General features: G+C 50.3%; 12 protein-coding genes. 11 read left to right on the top strand and 1 reads right to left on the bottom strand.

The genetic code is table 11. The features are described 5' to 3' along the window. Window positions 1–231: 231 nt before the first annotated feature. The 8 genes from JET16_RS01815 (at window position 232) to JET16_RS01780 (ending at window position 9,754) form a co-directional block, all read left to right on the top strand. Window positions 232–1,767, top strand: a complete 1,536-nt coding sequence (locus JET16_RS01815; protein WP_199613883.1) for an ABC-F family ATP-binding cassette domain-containing protein — start codon at window positions 232–234, stop codon at window positions 1,765–1,767. A gap of 114 nt (window positions 1,768–1,881) precedes the next feature. Further along, window positions 1,882–2,832, top strand: a complete 951-nt coding sequence (locus JET16_RS01810; protein WP_199613882.1) for a J domain-containing protein — start codon at window positions 1,882–1,884, stop codon at window positions 2,830–2,832. A gap of 342 nt (window positions 2,833–3,174) precedes the next feature. Beyond that, a complete protein-coding gene (locus JET16_RS01805; protein WP_199613881.1) occupies window positions 3,175–4,095 on the top strand; it encodes an ABC transporter permease in 921 nt (306 codons plus the stop codon). A gap of 6 nt (window positions 4,096–4,101) precedes the next feature. Continuing rightward, window positions 4,102–5,040, top strand: coding sequence for an ABC transporter permease (locus tag JET16_RS01800; protein ID WP_199613880.1), 939 nt, complete (start codon window positions 4,102–4,104; stop codon window positions 5,038–5,040). Window positions 5,041–5,078: 38 nt separating this feature from the next. After that, window positions 5,079–6,110 carry an ABC transporter ATP-binding protein gene (locus tag JET16_RS01795; RefSeq protein ID WP_199613879.1) on the top strand — a complete coding sequence of 344 codons (1,032 nt, stop codon included), beginning with the start codon at window positions 5,079–5,081 and terminating at the stop codon, window positions 6,108–6,110. Beyond that, window positions 6,073–7,095 carry an ABC transporter ATP-binding protein gene (locus JET16_RS01790; protein WP_199614259.1) on the top strand — a complete coding sequence of 341 codons (1,023 nt, stop codon included), beginning with the start codon at window positions 6,073–6,075 and terminating at the stop codon, window positions 7,093–7,095. Before JET16_RS01795 ends, JET16_RS01790 begins: the two co-directional genes overlap by 38 nt. 34 nt (window positions 7,096–7,129) lie before the next feature. Beyond that, on the top strand, window positions 7,130–8,713 hold the full coding sequence (locus tag JET16_RS01785; protein WP_199613878.1) for an ABC transporter substrate-binding protein: 1,584 nt from the start codon (window positions 7,130–7,132) through the stop codon (window positions 8,711–8,713). Between the two features lie 327 nt (window positions 8,714–9,040). Then, on the top strand, window positions 9,041–9,754 hold the full coding sequence (locus JET16_RS01780) for an N-acetylmuramoyl-L-alanine amidase (RefSeq protein ID WP_199613877.1): 714 nt from the start codon (window positions 9,041–9,043) through the stop codon (window positions 9,752–9,754). Between the two features lie 125 nt (window positions 9,755–9,879). Here the strand turns inward: JET16_RS01780 and JET16_RS01775 are convergent, their stop codons facing one another. After that, on the bottom strand, window positions 9,880–10,761 hold the full coding sequence (locus JET16_RS01775) for a LysR family transcriptional regulator (protein ID WP_199614258.1): 882 nt from the start codon (window positions 10,759–10,761) through the stop codon (window positions 9,880–9,882). A 114-nt stretch (window positions 10,762–10,875) separates the two neighbouring features. On the opposite strand from JET16_RS01775, the gene tkt reads away from it, so the two are divergent. From tkt to JET16_RS01760, 3 genes are all read left to right on the top strand, one after another. After that, the gene (tkt, locus tag JET16_RS01770; RefSeq protein WP_199613876.1) at window positions 10,876–12,870 is read left to right on the top strand and encodes a transketolase; all 1,995 of its coding nucleotides are present in this window, start codon (window positions 10,876–10,878) and stop codon (window positions 12,868–12,870) included. 235 nt (window positions 12,871–13,105) lie between these two features. Continuing rightward, a complete protein-coding gene (locus JET16_RS01765; protein ID WP_199613875.1) occupies window positions 13,106–14,122 on the top strand; it encodes an endo-1,4-beta-xylanase in 1,017 nt (338 codons plus the stop codon). Window positions 14,123–14,154: 32 nt separating this feature from the next. Continuing rightward, window positions 14,155–15,669 carry a glycoside hydrolase family 43 protein gene (locus JET16_RS01760; RefSeq protein WP_199613874.1) on the top strand — a complete coding sequence of 505 codons (1,515 nt, stop codon included), beginning with the start codon at window positions 14,155–14,157 and terminating at the stop codon, window positions 15,667–15,669. The last annotated feature ends 15 nt before the right edge of the window (window positions 15,670–15,684 follow it).

The following is a 15,684-nucleotide window of genomic DNA, read 5'->3' as shown; positions in this document are numbered from 1 at the left end:
TTTATCGGCTGTTCAAGTTCGGAATTTGGCTTAAACGGGAGAAGTCTGCCCATTTTTCAGGATAAGCCAGCCGAAGAACAGCGATAAAGAACGCTATTCCTTTCTAACAATGTCTCATTGTATGGGGAGGGCGGAGTGTTCGCCTTGCCCATTTTTTAATTTGAACCGAATATTTCTTTAATCACTGTTCTCTCGGCTGGCTTCAGCATGAAGCTAAAGGAGAGAATGGAAATGAGTATATTATCCGTCGCAAATCTTTCGCATACGTATGCGGATAAACAAATTTTTCGTGAAATTAGTTTTCGTTTACATCGTGTGGAGCACGCAGGCCTGGTCGGAAGCAACGGCGTCGGCAAGTCGACGCTGCTGCGAATTTTGGCAGGGGACTTGATCCCCGATACGGGAACAATCGAGTGGTTGCCTAATGTAAAGTTTGGCTTCCTTCGGCAGCAAATCGAGTTGAAGGCCGGGACTACGATTTTGCAAACTTTGCAAGGTGCCTTTGCGCATTTGTATGAACTGGAACGGAGCATGCTGCAAATAGCGGAGAAAATGTCAGCGGCAGAGAGGGACATCGAGGCTTTATTAGCCCGGTACGGCGAATTGCAATACAAACTCGAGCAATCAGATTTCTATCAAATCGATTCGAAGATTGAGGAGGTCGTTTCCGGGTTAGGCCTTATGGAACTCGGATTGGATCGAGAAGTCGAAAAGCTGAGCGGCGGCCAGCGCACGAAACTGTTATTGGGCAAGCTTTTGCTGGAGGAGCCGCATGTATTACTGCTTGACGAACCGACAAACTTTTTGGATGACGCCCATATAGCTTGGCTAACCGATTATTTGAAGCGGTATGAGCACGCATTCCTTGTCGTTTCGCATGACGAAACGTTTTTGAATGAAATCACGACCACGATCTTCCACTTGGAACATCAGCAGCTCAAACGGTACTCTGGTAACTACGAGACATTCCTAAGCCATTACGATCAAAGCAAACAACAGGCACAACAAGCATACGAGCGGCAACAGAAAGAAATCGACAGGTTAGCAAGCTTTATTCAAAAGAACCGGATACGGAAAGCGAAGCAAGCGAAAAGCCGCGAGAAAATGCTGGAAAAAATGACCCGGATCGAAAGACCGACAGCAGGACCGCGGCCGCGATTTTCGTTTCATGTTCATATGGAGCCGGTCGCCCAGGTTATGGAGGCAAAGCAAATACAAATCGGTTACACGGAGCCGCTGTTTGCTCCCCGCGATCTGCAAATAAACCGGGGAGACAAGATTGCCGTTATGGGCTGCAACGGGATCGGTAAATCTACGCTGCTTAAAACATTGTTGGGATATTTGAATCCTTTGCGCGGAACAGTGAGATTAGGGGAACGAGTTATAGCCGGCTATTATGCACAAGAGCACTATTTGTCCGAACAAACGCCGCTGGAACAGCTATGCTCCTTTCGGCCGGATTTGACGCAAAGAGATATCCGAAAAACATTGGCCATGGCCGGCTTAACCGATAAACATATTCGGCAGCCTCTTAACACATTGAGCGGAGGAGAGCAGTCGAAGGTTCGTTTATGCGAATTGATGTTAACCCGCTGCAACTTCCTCGTATTGGATGAGCCGACGAATCATCTGGATACCCGGGCAAAAAACGCATTGACAGAAGCGTTCGAAAAATACACGGGGACGATTTTACTCGTCTCTCACGAACCGTCCTTCTATGCAGGTTGGGTAACCGATATCTGGCAGGTGGAGAATTGGAAGAGATAAAGGTGCGGCCGGGGAGAAGTTCCTCGGCCCGAATTAACCCTTGAGTCTATAAATATGGCTGCCGCTGTTGACAGCGAAAAGCCGCGGTTTCTATAATTTTTATGAGGTGAACGCATGATGAACGACTTGAAACAAGCTTATGAAACATTAGGTCTCCCAGAGAACGCAACGCGCGAAGAGGTCGAAAAGCGGTACGAGATCTTGCTGAGAAGAGCACGGCAACGGGAAATTCGCAAGGAGGACGGAGGGGAGCTCGATTTCAGTAATGTGAATCGCGCCTATCGTTTCATCGTCGACCATGAAAACAAGCAAGCGATTAATGCGTTGGACGAGAAGCAATATGGGAAATACAGGGGTTATGCGAAACATGCGGAGAAGCTGGACCATTTTTTCAGCTATTATAAATGGCATTTATTAGCGAGTGTTGCGGCCATAACGTTGATAATCTACGGAATCATAGCTTACAGCGAACATCGTGCGGAGCAAGCCCGTCTTGCGGCGCTGCCGCCGGCCGACCTGGAGGCGTCGTTCCTCGGACGGTTTTACTTGCCGAGCGATACGGATCGAACGGATCAGCTAGAAGCGGCAATATTGGGTCAATTCCCGGAGTGGAAGCGGGTGGAAGCCGACGTACTCTCCTACAATATGAATGCGCAGGATTCCTTGGATTACGCAATGCTCCAGAAAGTCACAGTAAAGCTGGCTACCGAACATCCGGACGTGTATATTTTGGATTCGGACAGCTATCAGTGGATGGCTCGCAACGACATTCTAATGAGTTTGGACGATGTGGTAGAAGGCCGGTTTAAGGATCTCTTGCCGGAGGGAGCAGCGGTACGCGCGTTCGTACCGGACCGCGACGAGCTCAGAGGGAACACCGATCCCGAAGCTCCCGTGAGCGGTGAAGAGCACGTATTCGGCATCGACATCAGCAGCAGTCCGCTTGCAAAGAAATTACCGCTCCACATGAAGGAAATGATCGTCGGGATCCGGCTTGACGCGAAGAACCCGGAGAACGCATTGCTGCTGATCGAACAGTATTTGAAGGCGCTGGCGGCGCATTAGTTAGCAACTAAAGCAAGTAACGCCGTCACACGAACGTCAAAATAATAAATGAGCGCACCCGCCGCGGCCGGTCCTGAAAATCTTACGATCGGTGTATGTCAGAATCCATGCATTTGCGCATGGGCTTATTTTTTGCGTTATATTACAAAACATGTAATGTTATATATCTTTATCTCTTACCGTTTGTCCAATATGAACAACCTTAACCGGAAAAATTAGCACATCTGTCCAATGACAAACCAAACCTTTGTTGATATTATGTCATTGTATATGACATTTAAAGTTTGGATACATAACGTAAAGGGAAGAGCAGGAGCTTGAGAGGGGATGGTGGAGAACCTCATGAAACACTATGTGACGAGGTATTTACTGCAGTTCATACCGATCCTATTTATTATTTCGTCCGCTATTTTCGCGCTCATTTATTTGACCGGCGACCCGGTCGCGCTCATGATTTCGGATAACGCGACACCCGAACAGATCGCGGAACTACGCGAGACGCTTGGGTTGAATCGTCCTTTTTACGTTCAGTACGGCATTTATATGTGGAATTTGCTGCAAGGTGATTTCGGGATCTCGTACGTCTACCGGGAAGACGCCTTGTCCATCGTTCTCGAACGATTGCCGAGCACATTGCTTCTTGGATCTGCCTCTATTATATTTGCCATCGTCATTTCTGTTCCGCTGGGAGTCCTTTCCGCCATTAAGAAAAACACCTTCGTCGATTTGTTTATTTCCGGTTTCTCTGTCGTCGGGAAAGCTATTCCGAATTTTTGGCAGGCGATTATGCTTATTTTGCTGTTCTCCATTATCCTTAAAATTTTTCCGGTTTCCGGTGAAGGCTCATGGAAGCACCTTGTCCTTCCTGCGATAACGCTGGGGAGCGGAGCCGCGGCTGAAATTACTCGCTTGATCCGTTCCAGTATGTTGGATATCCTCAGTCAGGACTATATCCGCACAGCCAAAAGCAAGGGGGTCTCGAATGTGATCATTTATTATCGGCATGCGTTTCGAAACTGCTTGCTCCCCGTGGTGACGGTTATGGCGACGCAGGTCGCGGTGCTTTTCGGAGGCGCGGTCATTACGGAAACGGTGTTCGCATGGCCGGGGATGGGACAATTGTTAGTGAAAGCGATCAGTGTTCGCGATATGTCGGTTGTACAAGCAGTCGTCTTCGTAAGTGCGCTAATCATCATTCTAATGAACTTCTTGGCGGACGTAACCTATCGCTTGATCGATCCAAGAATTAAATACGAAGGGTGATTGGCGATGTCAGTAGATAACCGAATCGAGTTGGCAAATCCCGTACAAAGAGAGAGCGTATCGGTCGCCAATAAGCCGAATTATTTTACGAGGTGGAGCAGGCTGTTGCTAGCGAGCAAAACGGGCACGGCGGGTTTCGTCATAATCGTCGTCGTCGCGCTGACCGCGCTTCTAGCGCCTTTCCTTGCCCCGCATGATCCGAGCGTCATGAATGCGAGGAATACGCTCGCTCCGCCGTTCTGGATCGAAGGCGGCACGACAAAGCATATCTTGGGCACAGACAATTTGGGCAGAGATTTGTTAAGCCGCATTATTTACGGATCCCAGATCTCTCTGCTGGTCAGCGTCGCATCGGTATTCATTGCAGGATTCATAGGCATTACGCTGGGGGTCGTCTGCGGATATTACGGCGGAAGATGGTTTGATTCCGTTATCATGCGTATCGTCGATGCGAAGATGGCCGTGCCGGGGATCTTGCTGATGTTGGTTGTCATCGGCGTATTCGGCACGAGCGTCACGACACTGATCCTCGTCATCGGTTTTACCGAATGGACAGCCTATACCCGTCTGATCAGAGGGGAAGTACTGAGCATCAAGCAGCGTGATTATGTCCGAGCCGCGCGATCGATCGGCACTCGAGATCGAACGATTATGTTCAAGCATATATTCCCGAATATCGTATCGCTTTGCATCGTCATTTCGACTTTGACGGTCGGAGGCAATATCGTTTTGGAGGCGTCCCTTAGCTTTCTCGGGTTAGGGATTCAGCCTCCGATCGTTTCCTGGGGGTACATGCTCAACGAAGGCAGGGACCATATCGCCACAAGCTGGTGGATCTCCACGTTCCCCGGCATAGCGATCACGATCACGGTGCTAGGCATTATTTTCTTGGGCGATTGGTTGCGCGACGTATTCGACCCCCGCACGCAAAGCCGGCGGTCGTAAATTAAGTTTCATGCTGCACAAGAAAGGGAGGGAGCTTGATGTCGACACGACAAGCGCTGCTGGAGGTCCGCGACCTGAAGACGTATTTCAAGACGGAGGCGGGAGTGACGCGTTCCGTCGACGGCGTATCTTTTAAGATCGAACGGGGTGAAGTATTGGGCGTCGTGGGGGAGTCCGGATGCGGGAAAAGTGTAACGTCATATTCGGTGATGGGACTGGTAGAACCGCCGGGGAAGATCGTAGGCGGCGAGGTCATATTCGAGGGAACGGATTTAACGAAAATATCCGAAAGCGAGCTGAAGAAGCTGCAAGGCAATGCGATCTCGATGATCTTTCAAGAGCCCCTCACATCGCTCAATCCGCTCCTGACCGTCGGCTTTCAAATTTCCGAAAATATTATGCTGCACCAATCCGTCAATAAGAAAACGGCGAAACAAAGAAGCATTGAAATGCTGAAAAAAGTCGGGATTTCGCGCCCGGAAGAAGTGTTCCGATCGTTCCCGCATGAATTAAGCGGAGGAATGCGGCAGCGCGTAATGATCGCTATCGCACTTTCCTGCAATCCCAAGCTGCTCATCGCCGATGAACCGACAACGGCGCTCGACGTCACCATTCAAGCGCAGATCTTAAGGCTTATGCAGCAATTAAGGGATGAAACGAACGCGTCGATCATGATCATTACCCATGATTTGGGTGTGATCGCCGAGATGGCGGACCGTGTGATCGTGATGTACGCCGGACAAGTCGTAGAAGAAGCAGGGGTCTACGAATTGTTCAGAGACCCGAAGCATCCGTACACGCTAGGGCTGATGAACAGTACACCGCGGCTGGAAGAGACGAGAACGGAGCTTGATTCGATCCCGGGGACGGTCCCGGCGCCCTCCAGTATGCCGGACGGCTGCCGGTTTCATCCGAGATGCAAATTCGCCATGAAGCAATGCGTAAGCGATGCGCCGCCGCTGCTCGAATTGAAGTCCGGTTCGAAGGCGAGATGTTGGCTGCACGTGGAAGAGGAGGTGAGTTTGGTTGAAGATCGCAAACAGGGGACAAGCACCGCTGTTGGAGGTTAAGGGATTAAAAAAACATTTTGACATTACTAAGGGGTGGTTCGCCAAAAAAAGGGTGCTGCTTAAAGCGGTAGATGGAGTGGATTTCAAGGTATACCGGGGAGAAACGTTCGGAATTGTCGGGGAATCCGGCTGCGGGAAATCGACAACCGGCAATCTCGTTCTCAGATTGTTGGAAGCTTCGGAAGGCGAGATCTTGTTCGAAGGCCAAGATTTAAGAAAGCTGACATCCGAACAAATGAGGGAGAAGCGAAAAGATATTCAGATGATTTTCCAAGACCCGTTCTCCTCCTTAAATCCAAGAATGCGTGTGGAAGATATTATCGCCGAACCGTTGCGGTCACACAAGGTGCTGGAAGGTGGGCAGCTTCGCCAAAGAGTGCTTGAACTCATGGACACCGTAGGATTGAGTCCTTCATTCGCGCCTCGGTATCCGCATGAATTCAGCGGCGGCCAGCGGCAGCGTATCGGGATCGCTCGAGCCTTGGCATTAAAGCCGAAGCTGATCGTTTGCGACGAAGCGGTATCCGCGCTCGACGTATCCATACAGTCACAAATATTGAACTTGCTGTCCAGGCTGCAGAGGGAATTCGACCTGACCTACATCTTCATCGGCCATGGACTTCCTGCGGTAAAGCATATCAGCGACCGCATCGCCGTCATGTATTTAGGGAAAATCGTAGAAGTGGCGGGCAAGGAACAATTGTTCCGGCAACCAAAGCATCCTTACACGCAAGGTCTGCTCTCTTCCATCCCGATATCGGATCCGTCGCTGAGAAGCCAAAAGGGAATGCCGGTATTGGAAGGCGATATTCCAAGCCCGACTAACCCGCCGGCCGGGTGCAGATTCCATACGCGCTGTCCTTATGCAACGGAACGCTGTATTCAAGAGGAGCCGCCGCTGAAGGAGGTGGAGGGAGAAGGGAGGATGGTCGCCTGCCACGAACCGATTGGGAGCGAACATAGCTGCAGTACGTCGATTAGTTAGCAGATTCATACAAAACTGCAGAGGAGAATGGACCGTGAAAAAGAGAAGCGTAACAAAAATCGCTTGGATATTAACCACAGCCGCAATGTTGTTGCTTACGGCTTGCAACAATCAGAGCGATGCGGGCAAACCGTCTTCCGAAACGGGAACGGCGGCGCAAGGGACAGAGGCGGAGAAAGCACTTACTTTTGCTTTAAGCCAGGATGTTGACACCTTCGATACTCACAACACGACCGCGATCTCTACGGAGGCTGTGATGGTCAACCTGCAAAGTTATTTATTGAAGCGGGATCACGACAGCAAGGTGCAGCCGCATCTGGTGGAATCGTACGAAAAAACGGATGATGTAACATGGTCGTTCACGCTAAGAGACAATATTACGTTTCATAACGGAGACCCGCTGACGGCGGAAGACGTGAAGTTTTCCCTGGAACGCGTAGCCTTGGACAACAAGCTGGTGCAGCACCAAAACTATAAAACGATTAAAGAAGTGGAAATTATTGACGATACGCATTTTAACATAATTACCAACGGCCCGGACCCTGTGCTGCCTTATCGAATCGCCAGGGAGGGGTCCGGCATTTTCCCGAAAAAGTACATTGAAGAAGCAGGCTGGGAAGGTTATATGAAGCACCCGGTCGGAAGCGGCCCTTATCAATTCGTCGAGTGGAGCAAAGGGGACCGATTGGTTTTAAGCAAATACGACAACTATTTCGCGGGGGACGTTACGGAGTGGGATACCGTCATCTTCCGGACGATCATCGAAAACTCGACTCGGATCGGAGAAGCGCTGACCGGCGGTGTCGACATTGCGGCCAACATCCCGCCTACCGACTTGGAACGCGTCGAAAATAATGACGGCACCACCGTCATCCCTAACGATACGACGACGGTCATGATGCTCATGGTCAACCAAAACCCGGAATTTAAAACGTCGGATCCGAAGGTTCGCGAAGCGATCGATTACGCAATCGATAACATGGCATTGATCGAGAAATATACAGACGGTTCGGCTGCGCCTACCAGAACGCGTATCGTACCTGGCGTTCCAGGATTTGAAGAAAGCTTATACAATACGCACAGGTTCGATCCGGAACGTGCGAAGCAGCTGCTTGCGGAAGCCGGCTATACCGACAGCAACCCGTTGGAAATTACGTATACCGCTTCGCAAGGCCGTACGTACGCGGATAGTGAAATGGCGCAAATGATCGCCGGCATGTTGGAGGCTGCTGGCATTAAGGTAAAACTTCAGCTTCTGGAAGCAAGCCAGTACGTAGACGTAAGAACCAACGGCAAGAATGCAGAACTGCTCCAAACCGGTTGGAACAATACGATGTTCGATCCGTCTCTCGCATTAATTCATTTCCATTCTACTTATAACCCCAAGGGGTTTGGGTACAACAATCCGACCGTCGACGATTTGCTGGATAAAGCTGCTGTGAACATGAACCCGGAGGAGAGGGCGGAACAATATAAGAAAGTACAGCTCATCGCGGCCGAGGAGCTTCCCTATATTTATTTGTTCAGAAGCAATGAATACTATTCCGTCAGCGATGCGATCGATTATAAGCCTCGCGTCGACTCCATGTTCTATGTCGAAGAAATCAAAAGCAATTAAACCTAAAAGAGAACGCGCAAACCCAGCGCGGTCTTTTTTTATTAAATCGTAATTGTCATAGTACAATATAGAAAGAAAAGAAGCATTTTTAAATAAAGGGTGAATTCAATGTTTCAATGGCTATTCGGTTCAAAATGTTTCATTTGCGGTAAAAAAGCGAACCATCCTCGTAAATATTTAGACGATAAGGACAAAAAAATTGTTGTTTGTGCGAAGTGCGTATTATATGCGGAACGACGAGCGTTTAAGAAAAGATAAGTAGCCAAAATGTATTATAGGAATACGATATAATACATTGCTACTACTCGTAAGAGGAGAGGGATGGTTATGCCGATTGTGGTATTGGATCCTGGTCATGGAGGAAATGATCCCGGCGCTCAGTCAAATGGTATTATCGAAAAGGATTTGGCTTTGAATATTGGTTTGAAGGTACGTGATTGGCTTTTAAACTGCTATGATGCGGATGTCCGTATGACAAGAGAAACGGATACTTTTGTATCATTATCCGACCGGGCAAGCTTTGCCAATCAGTTGAACGCGGATTATTTTGTTTCACTTCACCATAATGCGGGGGGAGGGGAAGGGTTTGAATCCTTTGTTTACTCCGGTACCCGAAGTGGAAAGAGCGGGCAGATGCAAGATTTCGTCCATGCAGAGGTAATGGCTTACCTCGGACCACTTGGCGTGAAAGATCGCGGCAAAAAGGAAGCCAATTTCGCCGTGTTGCGTGAAACGAAAATGTCGGCGATTCTCCTGGAAAATCTGTTCGTGGATAATGTAATGGATGCTACGCTATTGAAAGATTCTGAGCTAATCAAAGAATTAGCAAGAGCGATTGCCAGAGGGATTGGCAATGCGATGGGATTAGTGGAGCTCTACCCGCCGGGAACGCCGGACTGGAAGAAAGATGCCGTTGGCTGGCTTTACGCACAAGGTCATTTGACCGATCCAAGCTGGAAACAAAAGATTGAACAGCCCCTGCCGTTATGGGCGGAAGCTGTCATTTTGCAGAAACTTTATCGAAAGCTGGAAGGTAGTTAGTAAGATCGGCAAATTTGGTCAACTATGAATTAAAATGAGGTATCCGGCGTTAAACTTATCCCACCGAAATGTCTAGTGACATAGATATGCCCTTATTGAAAAGCTTGAAATAATCAGGCTTTTTTTTATTGCCGAATCAGTTCAATAAACACGCTTGCCGCGCTTGATAGGGGCATATTTCGCATCGTCAATATCGCAACATGAGAAGGGGGGAGCGGTACGTCTAATCGAACCTCGAAAAGAGATCCCTCTTCCAATTCCTTCGATACGAATTCCCGGGTCACGTAAGAAACTCCGAGTCCTCTGCGCGCAAACTCGATGAGCAAATCCACGCTTCCGACCTCGATCTCCGGCTTGATCGAATATCCGTAGCTTTGAAATAATTCCGTGATCGCCATTCGCGCGCGGCTGTTCCGTGAGAACAGAATGATGGAGTGCTGAAGCAGCATTTCCAGAGACAGCACCTTATGTTGCATATCCGCATAACGGGCTCCGGCTACGAAACAATCTTGGAGTTGGAAGCTCATCTTGACTTCAAGCTGCGGATCGATGATCGGCATGCGAACGACACCTAGATCGATTTTGCCTTCTTTTAAAAAAGTTATGATTTCCGGCGTCGTTCCGTGATGCAGGTGCAGCTTGATGCCCGGATGATTTTCATGAAATTGTTCCAAGTAGGGGAGCAAATAATGCTTGAACAGCGAGTCGCTCCCGCCGATGCGCAGTTCGCCGCTTTCCAGGTTTTTCAGCGCAGTAATCTTCTCCTCGGCAAGCGAAATGAGGATTTGCGACTGTTCGATATACGAATAGAGGACGGCGCCCTCTTGCGTTAACTCGACGCCTTTGGAATTGCGAAAGAACAATGTGACGCCGAAACCTTCCTCAAGCTGCTTGATAGCATGGCTAACGGTTGGCTGCGTAAGGTACAACACCTTGGCGGCTTGCGATAAGCTGCCCGTTTTGGCTGCCCAATAAAAAACTTTATATAGTTCATAATTGATACCCATAGACATGATCTAGAGCCCCTCTTAAATATATTCATTACTTATATGGCTGTAGTTTGTATTATAGTAAAACCACAAAAAAGAAACAAAAATTCGAGATGAGAAAAGGAGAACGCCATGCTTGACACGCAAACGATCAATCAGTTAGCGATCAATACGATCCGAACATTGTCCATTGATGCCACCAACGCCGCCAATTCCGGTCATCCGGGACTGCCGATGGGCGCGGCGCCGATGGCCTACACCCTCTGGTCCGAACATATGAAGATCAACCCCGGAAACGCCAAATGGTTCAATCGCGACCGGTTCGTGCTGTCTGCGGGGCACGGTTCCGCTTTGCTGTACAGCCTTCTGCATCTGTTCGGGTATCAAGTGACGTTAGAGGACTTAAAGCAGTTCCGCAAGCTGAACAGCCGTACGCCGGGACATCCCGAGTACGGACATACGGATGGCGTGGATGCCACGACGGGTCCCCTGGGACAGGGTATCGCCATGGCTGTCGGGATGGCGATGGCCGAAGCGCATCTTGCCTCGAAATTCAATCGAGACGGATTCCCGGTAGTCGATCATTATACGTATGCGCTGGCCGGAGACGGCTGTTTGATGGAAGGCATCTCTTATGAAGCGATGTCCATGGCGGGACATATGAAGCTCGGCAAATTGATCGTGCTCTACGATTCCAACAATATTTCGCTGGACGGAGAACTGGGCTTGAGCTTCAGCGAAAATATTCGAAAACGGGCGGAATCCGCCAATTGGCACTATTTGCGGGTGGAAGACGGCAACGACTTGGCTGCAATCTCGGCAGCGATCACGGAGGCCAAGCGGAACGGCGAGCAGCCGACGATCATCGAGATCCGCACGATCATCGGTTACGGTAGCAAGGCGGCAGGCACGAACAAAGTGCACGGCAACCCGCTGGGCAAAGAGGAAGCCAAAGCGACAAAGGAAGTGTACGGCTGGCCCTACGAAGAAGAATTCACCGTTCCGGAAGAAGTTCGTGCGTATTTCGACCGGCTGAAGCAACAGGGCGCTAGTAAAGAAGAAGAATGGAACCGGCTGTTCGCTGCTTATGCCGCGAAGTATCCTTCGCTAGGCCAAGAACTCGCTGCAGCTATCGAAGGTGCCGTGTCGATCGACGCCGCCGATATTCTTACGTTCGACGCGTCGAAGACCGTCTCGACCCGCGTGGCGAGCGGAGAAGCGATCAATCATTACCTGAAGACCGTACCATTTTTATTCGGAGGAAGCGCGGATCTCTCGCATTCGACGATGACGGATATAAAGGGAGAGCCCGCTTTCGCCATCGAGACTTATGCAGGACGCAACGTTTACTTCGGTGTGCGTGAGCATGCTATGGGCGCGGCAGGCAGCGGCATGGCGCTGCACGGAGGAGTCAGGCCTTTCGTAAGCACCTTCTTTGTATTCAGCGATTATTTGCGCCCGTCCATTCGTTTGGCCGCGCTGCAGAAGCTGCCCGTCATCTATGTATTCACCCACGATTCCATCGCCGTCGGGGAAGACGGGCCGACGCATGAGCCCGTGGAGCATTTGGCCGCGCTGCGTACGATCCCGGGACTTACTGTCATCCGACCTTCCGACGCCAACGAGACGGCAAGCGCATGGGCTTACGCGCTTGCGCAGAAGGAAGGACCGGTCGCCCTCGTATTGAGCAGACAGAACTTGCCGATTTACGAAACGACCAAAGCCAACCGCGAGCAAGTCGCCAAGGGCGCATATGTCTTGACGGAGACGAACGGGCAGCCGGACATGATCTTGATCGCAACGGGCTCGGAGGTCTCCCTGGCCGTGAACGCCAAAGCGGAGCTCGAAAAGGAAGGCCTCTCCATTCGCGTCGTGGCCATGCCGAGCCAGGAATTGTTCGACCGGCAGTCCGAAGCCTATAAGCAAAGCGTTCTTCCTGACACGGTCGCGAAGAGGGTCGCCATCGAAGCGGGCATCTCGCTTGGATGGGAACGTTATGCGGGTCCAGGCGGCAAAGTGTTGTCCATCGATACGTTCGGCGCTTCGGGTCCGGGCACCGCGGTAATGGAATATTTCGGCTTCTCCGTCGGCAATGTCGTTAGATTAGCCAAAGCATTATTGAAATAACCCCGAGCCAAAATAAAAGTGAGTATGGAAGAAGATTGCAACCCAGACCTTTACACCGGGAGGATTGCAATCTTCTTTAATTGTGAAAGTAGCCTATAACTTACCGGGCGATTAATCACTCGATCGGCAGGTTGTCATTACTAACTGTAAACGGTACAATTTTTAGGAATAATTACCTGAAGCTTAATCTGTACTGGCTAAAAGTGGTGTAAAGGTAGAGGAGGTAGTCAAGGGAATGTTAAATTCTCATTTTGGTGAGTTCCCAAAACTTCATGAAGCATTTAAGCAGCATTTCTTAATAGGGGCGGCTGTAAATCCAATGACGCTGGACACGCAGCGTGAGCTGTTGACGCATCATTTCAATAGTGTAACCGCGGAGAATGAAATGAAGTTCGAGAGATTGCATCCTTCTGAAGATCAGTATACTTTCGATGATGCGAATCGTTTGGTTGAGTTCGCGAAAGCCAACGGTATGGGGGTCAGAGGGCATACGCTTGTATGGCACAATCAAACGCCTCAGTGGGTGTTTGAAGATCGCAACGGCAGCGCGGTTGACCGCGAAACGCTGCTGGCGAGGATGAAATCCCACATTGAAACGGTGGTCACACGTTATAAGGGAAGTATCTATGCTTGGGATGTGGTGAATGAGGCGGTTTCCGACAAAAGCGGGGAGTTGCTGCGTACGTCCAAGTGGCTCGACATTGCCGGAGAAGATTTCATCGCCAAAGCATTCGAATATGCGCATGCGGCTGATCCGGGGGCGCAATTGTTTTATAACGATTATAACGAGTCCGTACCCGAAAAGAGAGAAAAAATCTATACCTTGGTCAAATCGTTGAAGGAAAAGGGCGTGCCGATTCACGGGATCGGGCTTCAAGCGCACTGGAACCTGGAACATCCGACCATTGACGATATTCGCGAAGCCATCGAAAGGTATGCAAGTCTCGGTATGAAGCTGCATATTACGGAGTTGGATGTTTCCGTATTCCGGCATGACGACCGCCGAACCGATCTGGCGGCGCCGAATGACGAGATGCTTGAGCGGCAAGCGGAACGGTACAAACAATTTTTTCAACTGTTTAAGGAGTACTCCGACCATATTAAGTCCGTGACATTCTGGGGAGCGGCCGACGATTATACCTGGTTGGATAACTTCCCGGTCAACGGCAGAAAAAACTGGCCATTCCTCTTTGACACGGAGCATAAGCCGAAACAATCATATTGGGATGTACTTGACGTCGCACGCTCTTAAACGTTGTATTCGCAAAGGGGAGAATCATACGAATGAATACGATCATAACTAACCCGATCATCTGGGCGGATGTCCCGGATCTATGCGTTATCCGGGTGGGGACAACGTTCTATATGGTCAGTACCAGCATGCATTCGATGCCCGGATGCCCGATCATGAAGTCGGAGAACTTGATGAATTGGGAGATCGTGAACTATGTATACGATACGTTCGAAGATAACGATGCGCACAATTTGCTGGACGGCAAAGGCATTTACGGCAAAGGTTCGTGGGCCGCAAGCTTGCGTTATCATAAGGAAACGTTCTATGTCTGCTTCTCGAGCCTTGACATGAACCGGTTCTATGTTTACCGTACGAACGATATCGAGAACGGACGATGGGAACGTTTCGTCATTCAAGGCCTCCATCACGATCCGAGTCTGCTGTTCGACGAAGGGCGCGTCTTTGTCATCCATGGCAACGGCGATATCCGCATCACGGAGTTGGCGGCAGACGCGACGGCCTTAAAACCGGGCGGCATCAACCAACTGCTGTTCGAGACGGAACGAGAAGGGATCATGCTGCGCTGCGAAGGCTGCCACGCCTATAAGTTGAACGGCTACTATTATTTGTTCTTCATCGAATGGCCGAATGCCGGAAACCGGCGCCGCAGACAACTGCTTTATCGTTCGCGGGAGCTTCTGGGTCCGTATGAGCGCAAGCTGCTGCTCGATGACGACATGGGCTACCGGAACAACGGTGTCGCGCAAGGCGGCATTGTCGACACGCCGGCAGGCGAGTGGTATGCCGTGCTGTTCCAAGATCACGATGCCGTCGGCAGAATTCCTTGTGTTGTCCCGGTTTCTTGGGCTGACGACTGGCCTATATTCGGCGTGGACGGCAAGGCGCCGAAGGCTTTTGAAGTGCCGTTGCCGAACACGGCGCCTAAACCATTGGTGATCAGCGACGAGTTCGAGTATGTCGAGAATAAATTGGCATTGAATTGGCAATGGAATCATAACCCGGACAATCGATTGTGGTCCGTGACGGCACGGCCGGGTTATCTGCGATTGGAGACGGGTTATCTGGCCCGCAGTGTCGAATATGCCCGCAACACGTTAACGCAGCGGACGGAAGGTCCGGCATGCAGCGGGATGACGGTGATGGATGTCACCCATATGAAACCGGGCGACCGCGCCGGCTTGGTCGCCATGCAGCATCATTTCGGAACCGTCGTCATCCAAGTCGCGGAGAACGGCGAACGTCACGTTGCCATGTGCGTCAACGGGGGCGACGGCGGCGAACAAACGGTCGAGCAAATTCGATACGAGGGCAGCCGGATTTATTTGAGGATCGATTTTAATTTCGAGGAGAGCGTGGATCTCGCCTCTTTCTACTATTCCGTTGATGGTACCCAGTGGGAACAAATCGGCCGTCCGTTGCAAATGAAGTATACGCTGGATCATTTTATGGGCTGCCGGATCGGGTTGTTCAATTATGCAACCAAGCAAATCGGCGGGTTCGTCGATTTCGATTATTTCCGCTACGACAAAACGGCCAAAAAGTAAGATACAAAGGAGCGT

The sequence above is a fragment of the Paenibacillus alkalitolerans genome (assembly GCF_016482785.1).
In the GTDB taxonomy this organism is placed as follows: Bacteria; Bacillota; Bacilli; order Paenibacillales; family YIM-B00363; genus Paenibacillus_AE; species Paenibacillus_AE alkalitolerans.
The sequence above is the reverse complement of the archived record's forward strand: the minus strand, read 5'-3'. Positions and strand labels throughout refer to the sequence as shown.

Bases quoted from the DNA above. Each gene is read 5' to 3' on its own strand.
- tkt (WP_199613876.1), top strand. From the start codon at position 10,876: ATGCTTGACACGCAAACGATCAATCAGTTAGCGATCAATACGATCCGA.
- JET16_RS01795 (WP_199613879.1), top strand. From the start codon at position 5,079: ATGTCGACACGACAAGCGCTGCTGGAGGTCCGCGACCTGAAGACGTAT.
- JET16_RS01765 (WP_199613875.1), top strand. From the start codon at position 13,106: ATGTTAAATTCTCATTTTGGTGAGTTCCCAAAACTTCATGAAGCATTT.
- JET16_RS01775 (WP_199614258.1), bottom strand. From the start codon at position 10,761: ATGGGTATCAATTATGAACTATATAAAGTTTTTTATTGGGCAGCCAAA.
- JET16_RS01800 (WP_199613880.1), top strand. From the start codon at position 4,102: ATGTCAGTAGATAACCGAATCGAGTTGGCAAATCCCGTACAAAGAGAG.
- JET16_RS01760 (WP_199613874.1), top strand. From the start codon at position 14,155: ATGAATACGATCATAACTAACCCGATCATCTGGGCGGATGTCCCGGAT.
- JET16_RS01805 (WP_199613881.1), top strand. From the start codon at position 3,175: ATGAAACACTATGTGACGAGGTATTTACTGCAGTTCATACCGATCCTA.
- JET16_RS01815 (WP_199613883.1), top strand. From the start codon at position 232: ATGAGTATATTATCCGTCGCAAATCTTTCGCATACGTATGCGGATAAA.
- JET16_RS01780 (WP_199613877.1), top strand. From the start codon at position 9,041: ATGCCGATTGTGGTATTGGATCCTGGTCATGGAGGAAATGATCCCGGC.
- JET16_RS01810 (WP_199613882.1), top strand. From the start codon at position 1,882: ATGATGAACGACTTGAAACAAGCTTATGAAACATTAGGTCTCCCAGAG.